Annotated in this window: 26 protein-coding genes and 2 pseudogenes; 7 read left to right on the top strand and 21 right to left on the bottom strand. The window is 60.2% G+C overall.

Features of this window, described 5'->3' with window-relative positions; genetic code table 11:
* Entirely contained in the window at window positions 1-966 is a 966-nt protein-coding gene (locus ACSBPU_RS13170) for a zinc metalloprotease HtpX (RefSeq protein WP_442592542.1), read from the top strand.
* A gap of 23 nt (window positions 967-989) precedes the next feature.
* Window positions 990-2,144, top strand: coding sequence for a S1C family serine protease (locus tag ACSBPU_RS13165; protein ID WP_442598345.1), 1,155 nt, complete (start codon window positions 990-992; stop codon window positions 2,142-2,144).
* Window positions 2,145-2,225: 81 nt separating this feature from the next.
* Here the strand turns inward: ACSBPU_RS13165 and ACSBPU_RS13160 are convergent.
* The 3 genes and pseudogenes from ACSBPU_RS13160 to ACSBPU_RS13150 all read right to left on the bottom strand — a co-directional run.
* Window positions 2,226-2,366 (bottom strand): annotated as a pseudogene (locus ACSBPU_RS13160) (glycoside hydrolase family protein); the annotation flags it as partial.
* 82 nt (window positions 2,367-2,448) lie between these two features.
* Complete coding sequence (locus tag ACSBPU_RS13155; RefSeq protein WP_442592541.1) at window positions 2,449-2,637, bottom strand: hypothetical protein; 189 nt, start codon at window positions 2,635-2,637, stop codon at window positions 2,449-2,451.
* A gap of 66 nt (window positions 2,638-2,703) precedes the next feature.
* On the bottom strand, window positions 2,704-3,717 hold the full coding sequence (locus ACSBPU_RS13150) for a GlxA family transcriptional regulator (RefSeq protein ID WP_033471737.1): 1,014 nt from the start codon (window positions 3,715-3,717) through the stop codon (window positions 2,704-2,706).
* 63 nt (window positions 3,718-3,780) lie between these two features.
* Here ACSBPU_RS13150 and ACSBPU_RS13145 point away from each other — a divergent pair, with 63 nt between their 5' ends.
* The 3 genes and pseudogenes from ACSBPU_RS13145 to ACSBPU_RS13135 all read left to right on the top strand — a co-directional run bounded on the left by ACSBPU_RS13145 (window position 3,781) and on the right by ACSBPU_RS13135 (window position 4,714).
* Entirely contained in the window at window positions 3,781-4,083 is a 303-nt protein-coding gene (locus ACSBPU_RS13145) for a putative quinol monooxygenase (protein WP_007182542.1), read from the top strand.
* A 66-nt stretch (window positions 4,084-4,149) separates the two neighbouring features.
* Complete coding sequence (locus ACSBPU_RS13140; RefSeq protein ID WP_442592540.1) at window positions 4,150-4,296, top strand: hypothetical protein; 147 nt, start codon at window positions 4,150-4,152, stop codon at window positions 4,294-4,296.
* Window positions 4,293-4,714 (top strand): annotated as a pseudogene (locus tag ACSBPU_RS13135) (hypothetical protein). Before ACSBPU_RS13140 ends, ACSBPU_RS13135 begins: the two are co-directional and overlap by 4 nt.
* 154 nt (window positions 4,715-4,868) lie before the next feature.
* Here ACSBPU_RS13135 and ACSBPU_RS13130 read toward each other — a convergent pair.
* The 9 genes from ACSBPU_RS13130 to ACSBPU_RS13090 form a co-directional block, all read right to left on the bottom strand.
* Window positions 4,869-5,447: a hypothetical protein gene (locus tag ACSBPU_RS13130; RefSeq protein WP_442592539.1), complete on the bottom strand. Its 579-nt coding sequence runs from the start codon at window positions 5,445-5,447 to the stop codon at window positions 4,869-4,871.
* Window positions 5,448-5,999: 552 nt separating this feature from the next.
* Window positions 6,000-7,181 carry a tyrosine-type recombinase/integrase gene (locus ACSBPU_RS13125; RefSeq protein WP_442592538.1) on the bottom strand — a complete coding sequence of 394 codons (1,182 nt, stop codon included), beginning with the start codon at window positions 7,179-7,181 and terminating at the stop codon, window positions 6,000-6,002.
* Window positions 7,182-7,400: 219 nt separating this feature from the next.
* Window positions 7,401-7,790: a DUF7448 domain-containing protein gene (locus ACSBPU_RS13120; protein WP_442592537.1), complete on the bottom strand. Its 390-nt coding sequence runs from the start codon at window positions 7,788-7,790 to the stop codon at window positions 7,401-7,403.
* A gap of 81 nt (window positions 7,791-7,871) precedes the next feature.
* A complete protein-coding gene (locus tag ACSBPU_RS13115; RefSeq protein WP_442592536.1) occupies window positions 7,872-8,510 on the bottom strand; it encodes a hypothetical protein in 639 nt (212 codons plus the stop codon).
* A gap of 2 nt (window positions 8,511-8,512) precedes the next feature.
* Window positions 8,513-8,878, bottom strand: coding sequence for a hypothetical protein (locus ACSBPU_RS13110; protein WP_442592535.1), 366 nt, complete (start codon window positions 8,876-8,878; stop codon window positions 8,513-8,515).
* An 84-nt stretch (window positions 8,879-8,962) separates the two neighbouring features.
* Window positions 8,963-9,307, bottom strand: a complete 345-nt coding sequence (locus ACSBPU_RS13105) for a hypothetical protein (protein WP_442592534.1) — start codon at window positions 9,305-9,307, stop codon at window positions 8,963-8,965.
* Window positions 9,307-9,627, bottom strand: coding sequence for a hypothetical protein (locus ACSBPU_RS13100; RefSeq protein WP_442592533.1), 321 nt, complete (start codon window positions 9,625-9,627; stop codon window positions 9,307-9,309). The genes ACSBPU_RS13105 and ACSBPU_RS13100 overlap by 1 nt, the downstream gene beginning before the upstream one ends.
* Before the next feature lie 394 nt (window positions 9,628-10,021).
* The gene (locus ACSBPU_RS13095; RefSeq protein ID WP_442592532.1) at window positions 10,022-11,074 is read right to left on the bottom strand and encodes a DNA cytosine methyltransferase; all 1,053 of its coding nucleotides are present in this window, start codon (window positions 11,072-11,074) and stop codon (window positions 10,022-10,024) included.
* A 77-nt stretch (window positions 11,075-11,151) separates the two neighbouring features.
* Window positions 11,152-11,463 (bottom strand): hypothetical protein, encoded by a 312-nt coding sequence (locus ACSBPU_RS13090; RefSeq protein WP_442592531.1) that lies wholly within the window; start codon window positions 11,461-11,463, stop codon window positions 11,152-11,154.
* 35 nt (window positions 11,464-11,498) lie between these two features.
* Here ACSBPU_RS13090 and ACSBPU_RS13085 point away from each other — a divergent pair, with 35 nt between their 5' ends.
* Complete coding sequence (locus tag ACSBPU_RS13085; RefSeq protein ID WP_442592530.1) at window positions 11,499-11,711, top strand: hypothetical protein; 213 nt, start codon at window positions 11,499-11,501, stop codon at window positions 11,709-11,711.
* Between the two features lie 103 nt (window positions 11,712-11,814).
* A complete protein-coding gene (locus ACSBPU_RS13080; RefSeq protein ID WP_442592529.1) occupies window positions 11,815-12,030 on the top strand; it encodes a hypothetical protein in 216 nt (71 codons plus the stop codon).
* Window positions 12,031-12,050: 20 nt separating this feature from the next.
* Here ACSBPU_RS13080 and ACSBPU_RS13075 read toward each other — a convergent pair whose 3' ends face one another.
* From ACSBPU_RS13075 to ACSBPU_RS13035, 9 genes are all read right to left on the bottom strand, one after another.
* Complete coding sequence (locus ACSBPU_RS13075) at window positions 12,051-12,497, bottom strand: single-stranded DNA-binding protein (protein WP_442592528.1); 447 nt, start codon at window positions 12,495-12,497, stop codon at window positions 12,051-12,053.
* Window positions 12,497-13,132 (bottom strand): lambda exonuclease family protein, encoded by a 636-nt coding sequence (locus tag ACSBPU_RS13070; protein WP_442592527.1) that lies wholly within the window; start codon window positions 13,130-13,132, stop codon window positions 12,497-12,499. The genes ACSBPU_RS13075 and ACSBPU_RS13070 overlap by 1 nt, the downstream gene beginning before the upstream one ends.
* Window positions 13,132-13,881, bottom strand: coding sequence for an ERF family protein (locus tag ACSBPU_RS13065; protein WP_442592526.1), 750 nt, complete (start codon window positions 13,879-13,881; stop codon window positions 13,132-13,134). The genes ACSBPU_RS13070 and ACSBPU_RS13065 overlap by 1 nt, the downstream gene beginning before the upstream one ends.
* A 7-nt stretch (window positions 13,882-13,888) precedes the next feature.
* Window positions 13,889-14,971 (bottom strand): hypothetical protein, encoded by a 1,083-nt coding sequence (locus ACSBPU_RS13060; RefSeq protein WP_442592525.1) that lies wholly within the window; start codon window positions 14,969-14,971, stop codon window positions 13,889-13,891.
* Window positions 14,972-15,350: 379 nt separating this feature from the next.
* Entirely contained in the window at window positions 15,351-15,653 is a 303-nt protein-coding gene (locus ACSBPU_RS13055; protein ID WP_442592524.1) for a hypothetical protein, read from the bottom strand.
* A gap of 578 nt (window positions 15,654-16,231) precedes the next feature.
* Complete coding sequence (locus ACSBPU_RS13050) at window positions 16,232-16,852, bottom strand: 3'-5' exonuclease (protein ID WP_442592523.1); 621 nt, start codon at window positions 16,850-16,852, stop codon at window positions 16,232-16,234.
* Window positions 16,849-17,541, bottom strand: coding sequence for a cell division protein FtsK (locus ACSBPU_RS13045; protein ID WP_442592522.1), 693 nt, complete (start codon window positions 17,539-17,541; stop codon window positions 16,849-16,851). The genes ACSBPU_RS13050 and ACSBPU_RS13045 overlap by 4 nt, the downstream gene beginning before the upstream one ends.
* 93 nt (window positions 17,542-17,634) lie before the next feature.
* Complete coding sequence (locus ACSBPU_RS13040) at window positions 17,635-17,976, bottom strand: Gp49 family protein (protein WP_442592521.1); 342 nt, start codon at window positions 17,974-17,976, stop codon at window positions 17,635-17,637.
* Window positions 17,977-17,988: 12 nt separating this feature from the next.
* Entirely contained in the window at window positions 17,989-18,534 is a 546-nt protein-coding gene (locus ACSBPU_RS13035; RefSeq protein WP_442592520.1) for a hypothetical protein, read from the bottom strand.
* Window positions 18,535-18,544 lie beyond the last annotated feature (10 nt).

The raw sequence follows: 18,544 nt of genomic DNA, 5'->3' as shown, positions 1-18,544 counted from the left end.
ATGACCCTTTCTGGTCTAGCCGGCCGACACGATGCCAGGTCGAGGCACCGCTGGCTCAATCGCTTTCAAACCGTGCTGCTGATTTTGACCCTGGTGGGGATCGCGGCTGCCGCTGGCAGTCTGCTGTTCGGCGACAACGGCCTTTGGCTGGCGCTGGCAACCTGCGCATTGACCCTGCTGATCGAACCTGTCGCTGCCTCCGCGATGACCTTGCGCCTCTATGGCGCCCGTCTCTTGCATTACCAGGAAGCCCCCGCAATCTGGTCGCTGTTGCGGGAGTTGGCCGCGCGCGCCGGATTGCCGAATACGCCGGTTCCCCACTATGTGCCCAGCGGCATCGTCAACGCTTTTGCTACTGGTTCGCGACGCCACGCCTCCATTGCCCTCACTGATGGCCTGCTGCGCAGCCTGAGTATCCGGGAACTGCAAGCCGTGCTGGCGCATGAGGTCGCACACATCGCTCAAGACGATCTGCGTGTCATGGGCCTGGCTGATTCGATCAGCCGGCTCACGAGCCTGCTGGCATTGCTGGGTCAGATTACGCTCCTGATCAGTATGCCGGCGCTGTTGGCCGGTGCCGTAGAAATTAACTGGCTTGGCTTGCTGCTGTTGGCCGCTTCGCCGCAACTGGCACTGCTCGCGCAGTTGGGCCTGTCACGCGTGCGAGAGTTCGATGCCGACCGGATGGCCGTAGAGCTGACGGGAGATCCGCACGGGCTCGCCTCGGCGCTGGCGAAGATCGAGCGGGTGAGCCGCTCGTGGCGCGCCTGGATGTTGCCCGGTTGGGGCAATCCCGAACCGTCCTGGTTGCGCACGCATCCGACGACAGAGGATCGTATCGCGCGCCTGATGGCGTTGGCGCCTCAGTCATCGCTGACTCTGCCGTTCCAAACGGAATATCTCGTGCCAAGGTCGTTCGCCCCGATGCGCCCACCACGCCGGGGCCTGAGCGGCCTTTGGCGTTAAGTCACTCGAAAGGAACCCCCGTCATGGCTTACCCCGATCCTTACCCACAACGCCCAGCTCCGGATCAATTCGTCCGGCGGTGGCTCTTCATCACCGCGTGCGTTGCCGCACTCATGCTGTTCTGGCAGATCCTGCCCGCCATCGAGGCCTGGTTCAGTCCGCGCGAAGCCGCCGAGCGCACCGTCACGCCGCGTGGCGATCTGGCCGCTGATGAAAAGGCCACCATCGAACTGTTCGAGAAATCCCGAGCATCGGTGGTCTACATCACGACGTCCCAACTGGTGCGCGATGCCTGGACGCGCAACGTCTTTTCCGTGCCGCGCGGGACGGGTTCGGGTTTCATCTGGGATGACGCCGGTCACGTCGTTACCAACTTTCATGTGATCCAGGGGGCGTCGGAGGCCACGGTCAAACTGGCCGACGGCCGCGATTACCAAGCCGCGCTGGTCGGCGTGAGTCCGGCCCACGATATCGCGGTGCTCAAAATCGGCGTTGGCTTCCAGCGCCCGCCCGCCGTTCCGGTCGGCACCAGCGCAGACCTCAAGGTGGGACAAAAGGTGTTCGCCATCGGCAACCCCTTCGGCCTGGATTGGACACTCACCAACGGCATCGTGTCCGCGCTCGATCGATCGCTACCCGGGGAATCTGGCGGAGTGACCATCGAACACCTGATTCAAACCGATGCCGCCATCAACCCCGGCAACTCGGGTGGGCCGTTGCTCGATTCGGCCGGCCGCCTGATCGGCATTAACACAGCGATCTACAGCCCTTCCGGCGCATCGGCTGGGATCGGCTTCGCCGTGCCGGTGGACACGGTCATGCGTGTGGTGCCACAACTCATCAAGACCGGCAAATACATCCGCCCGGCGCTTGGGATCGAGGTAGACGAGCAGCTCAACCGCCGATTGCAGGCGCTGACCGGCACCCAAGGCGTGTTTGTGCTCCGCGTCGCCCCTGGCTCAGCGGCGCAAAAGGCGGGGCTGAGCGGTATCACCGTTGGCCCCGAAGGCATCGTGCCGGGAGACCGCATCACAGGCATAGACGGCGCTCCCGTCGACGATGTCGCCAAACTGCTCGCACGGCTTGACGACCGAAAGGTAGGAGATGTTGTCGTCTTGTCGGTTGAGCGGGCCGGTAAGCCACGGGAAGTGCGCGTGGAGTTGCAACCTGGCGACTGATCTGGAGCTGAGGACTTCTGGGGATCGGCAAAGAATAACGATGGGATGCATGAAGTATTTGCGTCGCAGAAACTCGATGCCCTACACTTTGGTGTCCAGTAAGGAAATTTCAGCCTCTCGTCGCGCGAAGAGTCCCGGCAGCACTTTGCCGCCACCATAGACCCAGCGCCTTAGCTCCGTCGCGGCACTTACCCAGTCCCGCTGGTTGACTCGCCGACATAGCGCCGGAAACGGGCATCAAACTCGTCTGCGATGGGATGTCGGTTCAATTCCCAAACCCTCGAACCCGTGTCCGCACGGTAGTTCAAACGGTGGGCTCGGCGGCTGCGTCATTGTTGGCGGCGGGGTCGGTGAGCCGCCGAATCGTCAGGGCACAGCGTTGCTCAATCAAGGTATTGATTTGCTCAACCACGACATTGCCAGCAAAACTTTGTCCGGGGTCAAACTGGAGCTTGCGCGCCGTGGCGGGCAGTAGTTTTGTCAGTTTGTCCAAATGCGCCGTTTGGCCTGCGTCAGTTTCCTGGCAGTCTCCAGCCGTACATACGCCAAACGCCTCTGGTCATCCACCGCGTCGCAACTCCCTGACACCCCGGCCCAGCTTGCGGCGCAACAGGGCCCGCAGGGTCACCCCATCCGAGTACCCGACCTGTGCGGCGACTTGGTCGACGCTCGCGTTTCCGGTGCGCAAGAGATGGACGGCATGCTCCACGCGCAGGTCCTGGAAATACGACAGCGGTGTCTTGCCCAAAACGCTTTGCAGCCGCCGCGCCAAGGTGCGCTCGCTTGTGCCCGCGGCGCTGGCCGCCTCGGCCAGCGAGAACCCCTTCGCGAGCCGACGTCTGGCCCAGCACTCGAAGCGCTCCACCATCGGGTCGGCATGCGCAAGGTGGTCGGGAATTACGAACTCGGCTTGCGAACTGCGTGCCTCGACCAGCAGATAGCGTGCCACTAGGGCCGCCAGCGCCGGACTGCGCCCCCGGATGATGCGCAAGGCCAAGTCGACGTGGGCCAAAGCGGCACCCGCGGTAGTGAAGCGTGTCGAGTTCACGATCATGCGTGACTCGTCCAGCGTGACGTTCGGATACCGCTGCCGAAACATCGGCCCCAGCCACCATGACGTCGTTGCACGATGCCCATCAAGCAGGCCACTCTCTGCAAGCAAGAAACTACCGGAGCAGGCGGCACCAAGGTGCGCGCCAGCGGTGGACCACTGCTGTAGCGCGGTGACCGCATCGGGCACGTCGGGGCGTGTGAGCCGAGCCGAGAGCGTGTCAGGCATCTTGTCACCAAACGCGGGCACGAGCACGACGTCTGGTTCCGGCACACCACGCGCAGTGACCACGGGGACCGTCAAGCCTTGCGCAGTTCGGATGCGACGCCGCACGCCCACCAGAGTGAGCTCTATGTGCGCGGGAGCCTGTGGCAGCGAGCCCGACATCGCATTGGCCAAGCCCACTGTGTCAGTGAGCGCCGCAAGCCCCAGATCAAACACGCCATCACAAACAAGGATGTGGAGTTTCATGGCAACAATGATATCAAAGTTGTCATTATTGCCTATAGAGATGGCTGTCATGAAGACTTAGACTGCAGTCTCGTCGAGCCCTTCACCTAACCCATTTACCCAAAGGATTACAGTATGACCAAGCTCGCCCTGTTTGTTCGTCTCGAAGCCAAACCCGGCCAGGAGGCTGCGCTTGCCGACTTCCTGGCCAGCGCACTGCCGCTCGCCAACGCCGAGTCCGGCACCACTGCCTGGTTCGCATTGAAGTTTGGCCCTTCGACGTTCGGTGTGTTCGATGCCTTTGCCGATGAGGCAGGTCGCCAAGCACATCTGAACGGCCAGATCGCCGCGGCCTTGATGGCCAACGCCGCGACCTTGCTCAGTTCTCCGCCCAATATCGAGAAGGTCGAACTGCTTGCAGCCAAACTGCCTGCATGACAACCCGGCCTTGACCCAGTCAGGTCACGCTGCAGGATGGGGGGCACACGGCCCTACGCAGCGACCATGCTGGCGCCTGATATCATTGAACAGTTCATGGCAGGCAAGCAGCCGCGTCGGTTGACGCTGATGTGGTTCCAGCGAAACCGCCTGATGGTCGATTGGCAGGCACAACACGCACTGATGGCCAGTTTCGAGGAGGAGGGCGCATGAGTAAAAAACATCGCGGCCACATCAAGGGCGACCCGGTGACGTATCAGACCCCACTACCTGCGGGCGGTGTGCAGTTGGAAACCTTCATCCCCTGGACGCGCCGCAGGAATTTCTGTCCGAGGCCACGCGGGAGCGGGACGCCCGGTCGGCTGCGCAGGACACAGCTTTGATGCGGGCACTCGGACTGGCGCACCACTGGCAACGCCTCTTGGACGAGCAGCGGGCTGCGTCGATGGCCGAGATCGCGGAGGCCGAAGGTATGGACGTGACGCAGGTGCGCCGGGTAATGCGGATGACTCTCCTGGCACCGGAGGTCGTGGAGCGGTTGGCGGGTTCGCCCGACGCGGTGTTGGAGAGGGTGATGCGCCGCCCCTGGCCCAACGGCTGGGGCGACCAGATGCGGGTACTCAATCCCTGAAAAGCCAAAACACACCAAGTACATCTGCACAGATAGTTGCCGGTGCGACGATCTTTGCCGATCCAGCACGGTGAATCATCACTGCCACCTTGGTAACGAATAGGCCCCTACCAGGAGGGGCCTATTGGCTCGTCGTCAGATTTTTGGCAGTCTATTAGCCATCTTTCTGAATGTTCTCAATGTAACTATCCCAGTCTTCCTCTTCTTCGGGGCTGAGATCAAACTCGCCGCGATGTTCAGAGCAAAGTCCCTGGTCGTCCAACTCATCAAGCAAGTAGAGAACATCGTCCCCGCAGCAGCGACAGTGCCCATACTGTGCGTCATCAGACGAGCAGCGCGGGCAGACCCAGTCAGCATTATCACCAGCCTCAACATATCCAAGAGGCCAACTTTGCGAACTGTGTTCGCCGCAGTCGCGGCAGGCTGGTGTCAGTCCTGCCCGGACTATCTCGGCAACCATAGGTGCCTGATCCTCTCGGACAGGCGCTTTATTCATTCTCTTTATTGCTTCTTCGATCTTCGAAACGTTTTCAGCTTCTCGACTAAGCCATTGACTGCCAAACCATGGTCCGTTGGGGTCATCCTGCATGGCCTTGCGCGAGCCATAGCCCAAGGCAGCAGCGACGAACATGTGTGCGTGCCCTGATCCAATACACAAGCCTAAACGTTCGCCGGTCTCGCGAAGATGGTCCGCAGCCTGTTTGGTGTAGTCAAAATCGTCATCATGGCGCATATGAGCCTCTTTCAGTCGTAAGTGTGCGTGCCGTTTGAGCGATTAAACCGGGCGTATGCACGTGACTAAAAGACCTGCACTGGCGAAGGATATATGTGATCAATGCCGATCTTGGGTAGATCCACTTTGGGTATCACCACTAGGCATTTTGCGTTTTGGGTCGCTCACAACCGGGGCCGCAATTGGCCCAGCCCACCGGAGCAGGACATACAAGAATTCTACAGTGGAGAATCCGTTCGCGCAATAGTGCTCGGTCGCCTCTGCTACAGGAATCTCCGACCACAACCGACCGCCTCTAAACCCGCGCCAGCAAAGGAAGTGACCTCGCGAACGCTCGCGAGCCCAGTAGAGAAAAACCGAGAACAGAGAGGCGGGAGAGGGCGAAAACGGGGCCGTGAACATACCCACCGCTCGCGAGGCCATGCCCGGAACCGCGCCAACACTCGCGTTTCAGGAAAAAAAATCCCAACCGAAAACCGGTTGGGATTCTATGACTTGGTGGAGTCGGCGGGAATTGAACCCGCCGTTTTCGTCTGGAAACCCGCATAAACACTAGCTCGCCTTTTCAATGCTGACCAAATGTTGACCACGCACATTGGAAAACATCGCCTCCGCAGCCCGGCCAGCATCAGGCGCGGCCTCTGGCATCCATCGCCCATATATCCGGCGAATCATGCCCCAATCCGCGTGGCCCATCTGCTGCGCGACCCACATCGGATGCTCGCCTGCTGACAGCATCATTGACGCGTAGGTGTGGCGTGTTTGGTAGGGTATCCGATAGCGCACGCCAGCTTTCTTTAGTGCTGGCTGCCATAGTGTCTTGCGTATGGGCTGGTCGCCGGTCCACGGCTCATTCGTGCGCGGGTTATGGAAAACCCTCTCATTAGCTAGGAAAGTGAACGCCTTTTGCGATTCGAGCGCTTGGCGGGCGGGAGATAGCAGCTTAACGGTTCGATTCCCGCTTCGGGTCTTTGGCGTTTCCGCCTCGGCTGCCGCCTGCGTCTCGGCCCGCCTGATACGCACCTCACCCCTGATGAAATCAATATCATTCCAGCGCAGCCCGACAAGCTCCGAAGTGCGAAGGCCGGTCCACAGGGCGAACTGAATCAGATTTCGCCCTTGGCCGGATAGCGTCTTGAGGATGATTTCTTGCTCGTCGGCGGTGAACGGGTCAACGTGATCCTCCTCCGATGGCGGCTCGTTGCGCTTGTATGCCCATCCAGAAATAGGGTTAACGTCGATCATCTCGTCCGTCACGGCGTCAGTCAGCGCGGAGCGTAGGACGGACAAGATATTAGCAAGCCGCTTGTTGGTCGCTTGGATGCCTTCGCACATCGCCTTCACATCGCTGCGACGTAGGCGTACCAGCGGGATAGCGCCAAGTGCGGGGATGAGATGGCCTTTGATGATCTTGCGGTAGTCCAGTGCCGTACTGGCCTTGATGGTCGGCGCTTTACTCTCTATCCACGGCTCTAAGAATTCCGCCAATGTGCCGCTGGGCGTCTTGTCTGCGAACTTGGCGACATTCTTGCTTTTCGGGAACGTGACTGCATAGTCAAATTCCCCTTTCTCTATAGCGTCCAGTATCGCGGCGCGGTGATTGGACGCCCGCTTTAGGTTAGAGGGGCTGGGCTTAAGCCGGAGCCTTTCGCGGCAGCGCGTGCCCCTGTAGTAGAAGTCGATCTCGATACTCGACTCCGAAGCCGGGCGAACGCCGTCGAGCTGCTTACCCATTCGTTATACCCCTCAATGTCTATTAGGATGCGCCCGTCAGGGGCTTTCGTCCACACGTTAGCCTCAGGCCATACACCGTCCCTGATCTTCGTCCTTATAGCATCTTCGGAATAGCCCGTCTCTAGGGCAAACTTCCTTATGGTCACGTATCGAACGGCCATATCGGCTCCCAAATAAAAGAAAAGCGCCTCGGTGGGCGCTGTGTTGGGTGGTGGGCGGTTATCCCCAGCGGCTTTTGCCTTCTTCGCAAAAGTCCACGGACTCGCTGTAATAGCCGTTCGACTCGCCGTACCATCGGATATCGACGTAGCCCTTGATGGTCGCCAGCTTGTAAAACGTCCAGGTAAAACAGTCCTGATACTTGACGATCTCTGGCTTGGCGTCGGGCGGGTTCTCGCCGCTCGTCGCCTCTTCCGCCAGCGTTATTGGGTGACCGATAAGTCTGTCTAGATCGCCTGTAATGGACTCTATGTAAACGCTTTCGCAGCAGTCTTGGTCGTGATAGAGCTTAAACACTCGCCCATCGTTTGCCGTGAACTTGATTTCGTCGTCGCCGATCCTTTCGACACCCGTTAGGGTCAACCCTAGTAAGTCTTTGAATTCAGCCATTCAGCCTCCAATAAAAACCCGGCTCAAGGCCGGGGCAGATTCCAACATCTGGCTGTCACAGCCAGCACCTCTTTGATCCGCTCAGTCACGGCGGCCCTGTTCGTCTGCGGATGGGGTGGCGAGAATAGCTTGCATAAGATCTGCGCCATCCTTTGCTTGGACATTGCCTAAGACGCGCACTCCCGGCTCCCACGCTCCGAAACACGCCAGAAGCTCGGCCGCAACGGATCGCAGGCCCATCGATAGCGGCACGCTCGGCTGTGCGGCAACGTGGGCGGCGCAACGTGGGCAAGCCTTTGTTTTTGGTGAGCCGCCATCTATACCAACGATAACCGACCCTATCCCGCCGCATGTTCCGCAAGGTGGCTCACTCGCGGCGGCAGGCTGTGCGCCTTGGTAGCGGGCCAGGAGGGCGCGGGCAAAGCCCTTGAAACCGGGCGCTGTGTGGCAGTCGTATTGCTTTGCAAGATGCTCGATAGCATCGTCGCTCGGCCCCTTCACCGGAGCTTTAGCGACTACCGGCTCGGCGGAAAACTTCCGGAACATTTCCGAAAATGGCGCTTGCGTCACGCCCTTGGCTCTCATGATTTCTTTAGCGTCAAGAACGTCAATCAGAAGCGACTCATACTTCTCCCGCACCTCCGCCTCTGACACCTCACGTAGCCGAGGCTCACGGTCGCGCCAGTACCCATACTCCTGAAAGAATTTCGTCGCTTCCATGTTTATTCCCTCTCAATGCGGCGGCGGGCCAATTCCTGCTTTAGGAAATCGTCGTAATCCATGCCCTGATGGTGGGCATCGATCCACCGCTGGTATTCGGCTGCCATCTCATCATCCGCAGGCATGACGGGCTGGGCGTGTTTAGCGACAATATCGGCGGCCTCCGAAAGGGCGCGGCTCATACCAAGAAAAACGCCAGCCTTGATGTGCGCCTCCAATTCTTTCAGTCCGAACTTGCGTGACTTGACCTTTTCCTCCCATCCAAGGCATTCAGTTGTGCGCATTTTTTCGATATAAAGGCAGTAGGCCCTATCGGCTGCGGCCCGTAGTTCTTGGGTGGCGTTAGTCGGTTTGTTATCAGTTGTCATGGCTACATGCCCTCCGCTGTTTTGCCGACTGTGCGCATAGCCTTGAGTATCTGAGGCAGGGCGTTTGACCGATCATGCGGTCGATTACGTCAGGCGTGAGGCGCATCTCTGCTCCTGCGGGGTGAGGGCGGTGCGGGCTTCTCGCCATGCCTTTGGCTGACGGCGCGCGAGGTCGGACATGAGGCGGTCCAGTTCGGCAAAGTCGTCGCCCGTCTCGGGGATCATGGTTGCCGACTCAACGGCGATGCGTCTTTTCAGGTCGTCGCATGCGATCAGCTCGGCGAGTACCGCCTGCAGCCTGTCCCGCTCATCCAGCAAGGCGAGGATGGTTTCGGGATCACTTGCCACCCTATACGCAAGCATGGCGTCGGCATTTCCGGGCTTGAGGGCATCCAGTGCCGCCCGAAGGTCTGCGTATTTGTCAGTCATCACGCCTCCAGTGCGCCAAACACCCGCCAGAATGCGGCCCTCGCCTTGTCGTGCGCGTGGCCGGCATCCGGTGTGCCATGGATGATCATTTGGTGGTACGTCCGCTCACAGGCCTGCAAAGCGGCGAGGGCGCCGTCATCGGTGATGCGCCGGGCGGAGACGCCGCCGGCGCCGATGGCCTCAAGTTCGGCCACCATTCGGGCGATGGTGGCGTGGGCCTCGGCCAGTTGCTGGCGCAGCGAGTCATTCTCGACCTGCGCCACCTCCAGAAGCATGATTGCCTCTTCGCGGCTCATGTCCGCCTTTGGTCTGATTTGCATGGTGATTCCTTGACCACGGGACCACCGCCCCGCGGATTCATTACAGTTTGATGAAGTAACCACGGGTTATCCACAGGGTTATTAAGCCAGTCAGTGGATAAGGTTGCCCATCCAAAGAAAGAGGGTGGCGGCAGCGCAAAGGATGGCAACAGCCACGCCGTAGATGTAGATCACGTTCTTACCCTCCACCCGGCACCGTCACCGAACCGCATGCAGGCCGGGTCAACCGGGTGACAAAGGGACGCATAGGCGCCGTCGGCGAACCTGGCGTGCAGGTGATCGATTCGGACGATAGCGCGGGGCTTGGCTTCGCCGGCCAGGATCACGGTGGAGCCCGGCGGGCAGTGCCAGAGGCGCGGATGGGGCGGGGGCTCTGTATTTTGGTTGGTGTGAGTCATGTAGATTCCATTACAGATTCAATAAAGACCTGCGCCGCTTGAGCATTGATGGCGTTGCCGTAGGCGCGCAATCGTCCCACTCGGGCGGGAGCCCCATGAGCCAACGGGAATGTGCCGGGTTCAACTGGCCGCCACTTTCCATCCCTGCACAAGAGCCAGTCAGCAGCGCGCCAGAAGCCGTTAGTCGGGCCGGTCCTTGAGCCTCCTTGGATTGCTGCGCCAGTGAGCTGCCGGTCATCTTGGGCGTGATCCCTGAGCCCGATCTTGTCGAATCGCTGGCGCTGGGCGTTGTCCAGCCCGCGAGCTGCGCTTGCATGGGCAGACCGTTTCGCGGATCCGGCGCCAGATCCCCTCTCTTCTCCGCGTCGTTGGCTCTCGGCGTCGCCCAAGACGAGAGGCAGGCCATCGCTGCCAGATCCGGGCCGCGACTGCGCATCGCTTCCCGAATACCGCCCTCTGTTGACCTCACGCCCTTGTCCGCAAGCGAGGCGGTAGGAGTGGGCCATCCCGCGAACATTTCGACCGGGAACCATATGCCTTCGATCTCCACGCACTGCTGCCCAGAAACCACGATCTCGGATGTGCGGCGCACCGACGCCCGCAGACGGGAACGGTGTTGCCCCGAAGGCGTAAGCCAAGGCCTCCAAGTCAAGCTGAACAAGGTCGACCCAAGGGTCTGCATTTTTGCTCGCAACCTGCTCTCCAAGGATGATTGCAGGGCGGCGCTCCTGGATGAGCCAGTGCCAGGCTGGCCATAGGTGCCGCTCGTCATCAAACCCAGTTCCTTTGCCTGCCGCGCTGAAAGGTTGGCACGGACAGGAACCGGTCCAAATAGGTCGATCATCAGGCCATCCGGCGAGCCGAAGGGCGTACGACCAGACTCCGATTCCCGCGAAGAAATGGCATTGCGTGTAGCTGCGTAGGTCATCGGGATGTACGTCCTCTATGCTGCGTTCGTCCACGTCGCCGGGCGCGATGTGGCCCCCAGTGATGAGGTTGCGAAGCCACTGTGCCGCGTAGGGGTCGAACTCGTTGTAATAGGCACTCATTGCCGGGCGGTTATGAAAAGAGCCGCGATGATCGCGGCTCCGGTGATGAATGACGCGTAAGAAATGGCGATCACAGCTCAATCCTCATAAGGCACCCAGAACGTTTCGCCCTTGGCGCGATCGCCGCGACGAGCCACGACCAGAAACTGGAAATCATGCCTGGCTGCCAGCTCGATGAAGTCACGGCAAAACTGCGGCGCGCTGAACTCATGGGAGACGACCTCGCGCGGCGGCTTTGCCTTGATGGCTGCCAAGATCTTGTTGGTACGCCGCTCGGTCGACCCTGGCCGGGGGGGGCATTTCAGCCGGCGCTCCAAGGCGGCCACGCGGCGCGAGACGATTGTTTCCAACTTTTGCCTGGACACACCAAGCACGCAGAATCCGGACATAATGGCTCCTATCCATAAACAACCCGGAGGCTGTCATGGCATACGATTTGGTTGATTGGAAGCAAGCTCCAACGCTTGCAAGGTGGTGGGCAATAGATGCCAATGGGAAAGCCTATTGGCATTGCCAGCCAGATGTGGCGGCATTTACCGATTTCTGGATGGCGGAACAGATAGAAGCACCGCATTTTGGGTATACGGGTGACTACAAGGAGTCACTGACAGAGCGGCCCAGGCCTGCCGGTTCCTAGCGCAGAGGCCTCACGGCGGTGGGAAGGGGTTTCCTCTAGGTGAGAGGGGAGGGTCTGCTAGTTAGAATCAGGTGGGCGCCGGGGTGGCGCGGGGGGCTATATCATGCAGAAGAAAAAGCAGTCGCTGAACCAGATCAGAATTGCCGTAATGAATGCCAAAGGACGGTTAACCATGCATTCTGCGGAGATCACGCCCCATGCAGAAGACGCGGAAGGCAGGAACTGGGATGCTGATCCTGTATCCAAGATGGAGCCAACGTGGCGGCGCGAAATCGAGACACTACGCACACGCCTTCAGTATGACTCGTCGATGGACTAAGACCATTAAAAGCCTATGGTTCAGAACGGAATGTCATCGTCCAGATCCGCAAGGTTTGCGGCGGGTGCCTGCGGGGCCGCTGGGCGTTGTTGTTGCCGAGGCGGGGCCTCGCGCTGTGAGGTCTGTTGTTGGCCTTGCCCGCTGCCCTCGGGCCGGCTGGCAAACTCGACAGCGCTGACCTTGCCGACAAGGGCGACGCCTTGGCCGCCGTCCTGTTTCTGGAACGTCTGAATGTGTGCCTCGTCCAGCACCACGTACACCTGCGTTCCTTTGAGCAGGTAGGGCGCCAGGGTCTCGCCGCGCTGGCCCCACATTGAGCCCTTCACCCATTGCGTCGGCCGGTTTCCGTCCTGACCTTTCTTGCCGTAGGTGAACGCCAGCGATAGCTCGGTGACGGCGTCGCCTTGCGGGGTGTATCGCGTTTCCGCGTCTCGGCCGAGTCGGGCCAGTCCAATGAGTTGAGCCATTACGCTGCCTCCTTCAATGCATTGATGAGTGATTGCTGATACCGGGCGACCATCCGTTCGAAGTCCATCAGGTCCGATTCCAGCGCTTCGATTTCGTCGTCGTCGCGGTTGATTCGGATGATCTTCATGCGGCCCAGGTCGTGGACCCAAAGGACGAGATCTACCCACTTGCGACCCAGCAGCCACATCGCGCCATTGCATTGGTCGGTGTAGGCGGAAACATCGCCGTCCACGAAAGCGGTAAAGAGCGTGTCACTGCTGACCATGGTCTTGATTTCGATGATTCCGTCGTTGCCCACCAAGCCATCCACGCTGACACCGAAAAGGCGGTCTTCCGTGGTGATGAAACCGGCTTCATCGACGAGGCTTTTGGTGCGCATTTCATACATGGCGCGGGCTTCGGGCTCCTGCTCCGTGCCGAGGCGCATGGCGCCGTTCACAAAGACTGGCATGGGTTCGCCACCTTCGCGCTCTCGCGCCACGTCCCTGGCGTAGTCTGTGCATTTCTTTGAGGGTGCGCCGTTCTTCAGTTTGTCGCGGCAGTCTTTGAAGCGGCTGGCAGTTATGACGCCTTTTCTGGCCTGCAGCCATGCATCGGACCCTTGCGGGTCTGTGTGGATAATGAGTCCGTCCATTATTTGTCCTCTTTGAGTAATTTCTTCTTGTCTGCGTAGGCTTGGCGAAATGCCTTGAAGGCATTCAGATCGTTCTTGCCGTCGATGTCCTTGCATCCAGCTGCCCAGGTGGCTTCGGCGGCTTCGAGTGTGTCGGCCTGCGCCATCTGGCTAACCCAGGAATCCCCAAGCGCGTTATCGAGCTGAGCGTTGCCGTCAGTGTCGTCATCCTGCTCAGACAGGCCGGTGATGGCCTTTAGGGTGTACCGCTCAAGGTAGGTCTTGGTGCTGGCCCGGGCCTGAATGGCGTTGCGCCCCGGCCCGGCGTCCGGTGGGCCGCCCATGCTGACGCTTTCCTCGTGGCCGCCAACGTGGCGTAAGAAGCAGGTGACCTCCATCCATTCGGGTTCGTCTCGGGTTAGCTTCCAGCTGGAGGACAGGCCATGCTTTGAAAGCGCTGGCGTGACGGCCTTCACCACATCATTCAGCACGGCGTAGCTCGTGCCTTTTAGTGGCCCAGCTGAAACGTCTTTGCCTTTGATGATCCTCACGGCCTCGGCCTTGAACGCAGCAAAGGCCTCATCGTAGAGTTTCTTGGCCTGAGTGGCGTTGTAGCGGTCTTGCAAATCCATCATGGCGCCGATTTGCTCAGGGCTCATGCCGGATTGCATGGCGGCAATTGCCATCGCCATCGGCGAGCCCGCCGGGGCTTGATCTTGCTGTGTGGCTACAGCGGCGTCGCGCCGCTCCATTTCGATGATTTCGCTCATGGTGTCCTCAAAAATTGATAGTGACATTCGGAACCTCGCCGCGGGCGATCTTCAACACGATGGCCCGGGCAAGTTCCTCAGTAATGTTCATGCCCATGAGGGCATGTTTGGCTTCGCCCATGAGCTTGAGGCGGTGCTGTTGGTCAGCTTCGCGCCTGCGCTGCTCGACCTCGATGCGGGCCTGCTCCTGCTGCTGGCGTTCAATCTCGGCCAGCCGGGCAGCTTCGGCGGCATCTTTGGCCCGTTGCTCTGCGGCCAGTTTTTCGGCTTCGGCGCGGGCCTCGGCCTGCCTCTGGCGCTCGATAGCTTCCAGGCGGTCGCGCTCTGCCTGTTCCGCAGCGGCTTTTGCTTGCGCTTCCCGGCGGGCGGCGGCTTCGCGTTCGGCTTGCGCCTGGGCCTCGGCTTCCTGTCTGGCCTTTTCTGCGGCTTCCTGGGCGATGCGGGCTTCGCGGTCTTTCTGCTCTTGCTCAGCTTGCTTGCGGCGCAGTTCAGCGAGTTCAGCCCGTTCGGATTCGTATTTCTCGCGGTCAGCGAGGGCGGCAGTTAGTGATTCAAGAGCGGCCGCCTTCGCCCGCAGCGCCTCGGTTTCAAACTCCTGCCATGGATCACCGATCTTCACGGCCTGAACACTAGCAATGGCTTCCCGGATGGTTACCGCATCAGAGCCTGCCCATGCGTCAACCTGCTGGCCGAACCACGCCACGTTGCTTTTGTGCTCGGCAATCCGCGCATCTTCTGCTGCTTGCCATTCATCCAGCGGGCGGCGCACTTCCTCAGCCAGAGCATCCAACTCGTCGCGCATACGCTTGCGCTCGGCGTCGATCTTCTTTGGAATGTCCTTTAGGCGGTCTACCTGCTCTTTACCGAGGGCATCCAGGGCAGACTTGGCGCGGCGCACTTTGAAAGCTAGGCTGGCGATCGCCTTTCGACCTTTATCGGTTGATACGTCTGGCTCATGGCCAACAACCTCGGCGCGAATGCGGTCAATGTAGGGGTCAAGGCCTTTAGGCTGTTGGTAGACCTCAAGCGCAGTTTCCGGGGAGGGCAGCAGTTCCAGTTCGGTCGATTCTTGTTCTAGCACTTCGCTCATTGTTTTACCTATCCATTTCAGTGTTATCGAACAGGTGGGCATCGGCGAAACATTCTTCGCCGCCATCCTGTCGGTGTAGATATGCCGCGTATTGGCCAGTGCGCTGCTCTTGCTTGATGGCCTTGCAGGACTTGCTGCAAAACCGCGCCCAGCCGCGTTTTCTGTCTGCCACTCTTGCCGTAAATGGGTCGCCGCAGCGTGCGCACTTGTACGTTTCCGTCGCGCCTCTCATGTCAGAACCCCGCCGCGTCAAGCGTCTGGACAAGTGCATATGCGCCCACGATGAATGCCAAGGCAAGCGGATATGCGTACCAGGGCGCTTTCTCTTCGTCCCCTGGCTGTCGGTAGCATTCCAGGGTGATTCGACTCCAGATCGTCTTCATGCCGCAGCCCTCGCAAGCTCGTGGATTTCGTCGCAGATCGCCTGCCGGGCGTCCTGGCTCTGTATGTTTTCTGGCTCGATCAATGCAGCCAAGCGGCTGTAGAGGTCGTGCTCTTCGCCGCCGGCGAGCAGGACATCGGCCAGTTCCTCGCGATCAAAGCCAAACACCGTGCCGCCTTCGCGAAGGCATGACGCCACGGCAGCGCGAGTTGCGTTGTCGCTCAGGTCGAGCTTTGCCGGACGCTTGGACGTGCACCATCCAGCCCCGCCGGTCATGGGGCGGTCTTCGTTGGGTGTCATGATTGGCTCCGATGGGAATAGGGTGGGCAGAGCAGCGCACTATCCGTTTAAGTTTCCCGATCCGCGCCTAGGTGCGGGGTAGGTTTGCTATTGCGGACTGCAACTGGTGGCCCATTGAAAGAGGGAGAGTGCGTCGGCTAGCATCAAGCAGCTTTCCGCTTTACACGTACTGGAGGAGATTTCAGATTTTCCCGGGCGCTAACCCCGGGCCCGCGCACTCTCGCCAATTGGCACTTGTAGGAATGCCAATTAGCGAAGGTGAGGGTGCCAGGTTACCCGCGTCCCGGCGGCTGCGTCAGACCCTGCGGCGGGCCATATATGCAGCGGGTGCGGCCAGATCAGCTGACCGTCCAGACCATCACCGGAGGCTCGGTGGCGATCCCATCATCACGGGCCTACCTCCTGCAGATCAGCGCTCGACCGGCATTCGGATTCCCACGGTGCTCTGTGGATCGGCCCTCTCGGGTGCATCTGTGCGCGCCTTGCCCTGTTCAATCGTTGGTCAGGGAACCGGCCAACGGCGCGTTTATTACGGATCCGTGACGTAACCCCAGGATGCCCCCAGGGTTATGCACAGTTCATGTGGATAACTCGGCCAGGTCCTTGATGGCGAAGTACACCGTCATGCAGCCTTGCACGTCCGCCATGGCGCTGTGCGCATCCTGCAACTCCTGACCGGTGAAGTGCGCATAGGCTTCCGAAAGGTTTGCGCTCTTGTGGTGGTGGCGGCCGGCGGCGCGCATCTTGGCGGTGGGCGGAAGTTTCAGGATCGGCGTGGCGAGGCGTTGAGTGCAGTCGGCAACCCCCCCCTTCCAGATGTCGAAGTCCGATTCGGTGAATCGGTTTGGGAACCGGTGCTGGGCAATGCGTAGGATCCGGGCGTCGAACTGCTCGTTGTGGCCGACGCGCAGGCGCCCGCGCCACAGATCAAAGAACATTTCGACCGCTTGTTGCTCCGGTACGCCAAGGTCCGCGGCCTTTTCCGTCGTGATCCCATGGATGGCGGCAACCTCTTCAGGGATCGTCCAGCCGTCGGGACGCACGATGACGTCCATGCTGGCCAGGGTCTGGCGGCTGTCCAGGTCGACCAGTGCCGCGGCCAACTGAACAATGTGCGGCTGTGCCGGATCCTCGGACGGTTGCGAGAAAAGGGGCAGGCCGGTGGTTTCGGTGTCGTAGAAAAGGGCGATATTGCTCATTGCTCGGTTTCCTCATGCTCGGCGTTTTCGGGCTGCTCGTCTTCGTCTTGGGCCGCCTTCCAGCCTTTGACCCATTCGATGCAGAGCTGGCCATCCATGACCGGGCAGTCGCTTTGCGGGCGCTCGTCGACGTATGCCTGGTAGCCATCATCGAAGGCCTGTTTCAACTCCTTCTTGGTGGGCTTCTTGGGTGGCGGCAGTTCCTTGATTTCAGCGTCGACGATCTCGCCCGGCATGTCGGCGCCGTCCTCGTCCGTGTATTCCTTGCCGAGATTCAGGCCGCGCTGATCGGTTTCGCCGCGGACCTCGTTCATGCCACCGGTATATTGCTGCTGGCCGGCCACAACGATCAGCACGGCCTTGCCTTGCGCCTCGTACGGCTCCAGTAAGGACTCGGCGCCACGCCCGATTTTGATGGTGGCTTTGGCACCGTCTTTGATGACGACCTGGTCCAGATCGCCCTGGATGACGGTGCGCCCGTCGCTTGCGATCAGGTGGACCGCCATCTTGATGTTGTTCTCGACCCGATCGCGCAGGCGGTCGATGATGTCGTCCTGCTTGGATTGCGAGATCTTCACCCAGACGTCCGGCAACAGCTTCAGTTCTGTCACCAAGGCAGAGAGCAGGTCTTTCCCGATGGTTTGCGCGGTCATGCTGCGCGGATCAGGGGCCGTTTGTTCATTCTTCATGTCTATGGTCCTGTGTATTTGGTGGGCGGGCACGGCGTCAGTCGAGGAGAGGGAGAGGGGATACTGTCGCCGGCCCTTTGCGCCCGTTGATCGTTATTGGGAAGCGAGCTTCTCTTTGAGCGCGTAACCCATCAGCGGCCATACCTTGTTGATAGCGTTCTGCCGGGCGATTTTGCGGCCTATCTCAGCGTCGAAGCTCTCGGGGCTTGCGCAGTTACTTTCTCCGGTGACGGTGAAACCGTTCTGCAGGACGAGCACACAAAAAGTCAAAGTTCTCAGACTGTCGGGTATTCCCTCTTGCGTGCTGAATGTGACTTGCTCGGCAGTGAAGTAGCGCTCGCTGGCGATATTCGCCTCGATGTCGGCGGGCGTGATACGCGGGGCGGTGAGGCCCTTTGCCTGGATTTCCTGCTCGATAGGCTCTTCAGGGTTCATAGTGTGGTTCCTTTATGGGTTTTGCCAGACAGCGCCACGATTGGCTTTGCCAGCAGGGATGAGCTGAAAAACTTCGGCGTAAGGGGCGCCAGATCGCACCGCGGCAAGCGCTGCCGCCTGGGCCTTATCGTGGTCGTGCAAGATCCGAGGCTTGCGCTTTGGCACGCGCACCATGTAGCGCTGCTCCGTGGCGGCCGGGGCGGAACTGATGGCGGCAGGGGCTGGAATGACCGTACCCCCCAACGTGAGCCCCTCGGTGGGCACCGGATATGTCACCCCCGCTAAGTGGCTTACAAGCTCCTTTTCAACGCCCGAGAGCGGGGCGTCCGGCTCTTTGGTGTCTGGCGTTGTGCGAAGGAGCGCATAGCGGTTGCCATTGCGCCCGCCCGGGATGAGTTCGATCTGGCCGCTCTTGGCCAGTTGCTTGAGGGCTTCGCGCGCCTGCGATGCCGGGATTGCCGCGCTGTTGGCGATTGCCTCCAGGCTCAATGCTTCCGTCGAGCCGCGCAGCACATCTTCGACAAACTGGACTGGGCTTAGGATGTCAGGCTGATTCATAGTGTTATGT

This window comes from Parapusillimonas sp. JC17, assembly GCF_052180245.1.
Lineage (GTDB): Bacteria > Pseudomonadota > Gammaproteobacteria > Burkholderiales > Burkholderiaceae_B > Parapusillimonas.
This window is presented reverse-complemented; position numbering and strand designations above follow the sequence as displayed.

Bases quoted from the DNA above. Each gene is read 5' to 3' on its own strand.
- ACSBPU_RS13110 (WP_442592535.1), bottom strand. From the start codon at position 8,878: ATGACAACTGATAACAAACCGACTAACGCCACCCAAGAACTACGGGCC.
- ACSBPU_RS13125 (WP_442592538.1), bottom strand. From the start codon at position 7,181: ATGGGTAAGCAGCTCGACGGCGTTCGCCCGGCTTCGGAGTCGAGTATC.
- ACSBPU_RS13150 (WP_033471737.1), bottom strand. From the start codon at position 3,717: ATGACAGCCATCTCTATAGGCAATAATGACAACTTTGATATCATTGTT.
- ACSBPU_RS13165 (WP_442598345.1), top strand. From the start codon at position 990: ATGGCTTACCCCGATCCTTACCCACAACGCCCAGCTCCGGATCAATTC.
- ACSBPU_RS13060 (WP_442592525.1), bottom strand. From the start codon at position 14,971: ATGAGCGAAGTGCTAGAACAAGAATCGACCGAACTGGAACTGCTGCCC.
- ACSBPU_RS13115 (WP_442592536.1), bottom strand. From the start codon at position 8,510: ATGGAAGCGACGAAATTCTTTCAGGAGTATGGGTACTGGCGCGACCGT.
- ACSBPU_RS13080 (WP_442592529.1), top strand. From the start codon at position 11,815: ATGCAGAAGAAAAAGCAGTCGCTGAACCAGATCAGAATTGCCGTAATG.
- ACSBPU_RS13070 (WP_442592527.1), bottom strand. From the start codon at position 13,132: ATGGACGGACTCATTATCCACACAGACCCGCAAGGGTCCGATGCATGG.
- ACSBPU_RS13120 (WP_442592537.1), bottom strand. From the start codon at position 7,790: ATGGCTGAATTCAAAGACTTACTAGGGTTGACCCTAACGGGTGTCGAA.
- ACSBPU_RS13085 (WP_442592530.1), top strand. From the start codon at position 11,499: ATGGCATACGATTTGGTTGATTGGAAGCAAGCTCCAACGCTTGCAAGG.
- ACSBPU_RS13050 (WP_442592523.1), bottom strand. From the start codon at position 16,852: ATGAGCAATATCGCCCTTTTCTACGACACCGAAACCACCGGCCTGCCC.
- ACSBPU_RS13045 (WP_442592522.1), bottom strand. From the start codon at position 17,541: ATGAAGAATGAACAAACGGCCCCTGATCCGCGCAGCATGACCGCGCAA.
- ACSBPU_RS13035 (WP_442592520.1), bottom strand. From the start codon at position 18,534: ATGAATCAGCCTGACATCCTAAGCCCAGTCCAGTTTGTCGAAGATGTG.
- ACSBPU_RS13040 (WP_442592521.1), bottom strand. From the start codon at position 17,976: ATGAACCCTGAAGAGCCTATCGAGCAGGAAATCCAGGCAAAGGGCCTC.
- ACSBPU_RS13055 (WP_442592524.1), bottom strand. From the start codon at position 15,653: ATGACACCCAACGAAGACCGCCCCATGACCGGCGGGGCTGGATGGTGC.
- ACSBPU_RS13065 (WP_442592526.1), bottom strand. From the start codon at position 13,881: ATGAGCGAAATCATCGAAATGGAGCGGCGCGACGCCGCTGTAGCCACA.
- ACSBPU_RS13130 (WP_442592539.1), bottom strand. From the start codon at position 5,447: ATGCGCCATGATGACGATTTTGACTACACCAAACAGGCTGCGGACCAT.
- ACSBPU_RS13105 (WP_442592534.1), bottom strand. From the start codon at position 9,307: ATGACTGACAAATACGCAGACCTTCGGGCGGCACTGGATGCCCTCAAG.
- ACSBPU_RS13100 (WP_442592533.1), bottom strand. From the start codon at position 9,627: ATGCAAATCAGACCAAAGGCGGACATGAGCCGCGAAGAGGCAATCATG.
- ACSBPU_RS13075 (WP_442592528.1), bottom strand. From the start codon at position 12,497: ATGGCTCAACTCATTGGACTGGCCCGACTCGGCCGAGACGCGGAAACG.
- ACSBPU_RS13140 (WP_442592540.1), top strand. From the start codon at position 4,150: ATGCTGGCGCCTGATATCATTGAACAGTTCATGGCAGGCAAGCAGCCG.
- ACSBPU_RS13170 (WP_442592542.1), top strand. From the start codon at position 1: ATGACCCTTTCTGGTCTAGCCGGCCGACACGATGCCAGGTCGAGGCAC.
- ACSBPU_RS13095 (WP_442592532.1), bottom strand. From the start codon at position 11,074: ATGAGTGCCTATTACAACGAGTTCGACCCCTACGCGGCACAGTGGCTT.
- ACSBPU_RS13145 (WP_007182542.1), top strand. From the start codon at position 3,781: ATGACCAAGCTCGCCCTGTTTGTTCGTCTCGAAGCCAAACCCGGCCAG.
- ACSBPU_RS13090 (WP_442592531.1), bottom strand. From the start codon at position 11,463: ATGTCCGGATTCTGCGTGCTTGGTGTGTCCAGGCAAAAGTTGGAAACA.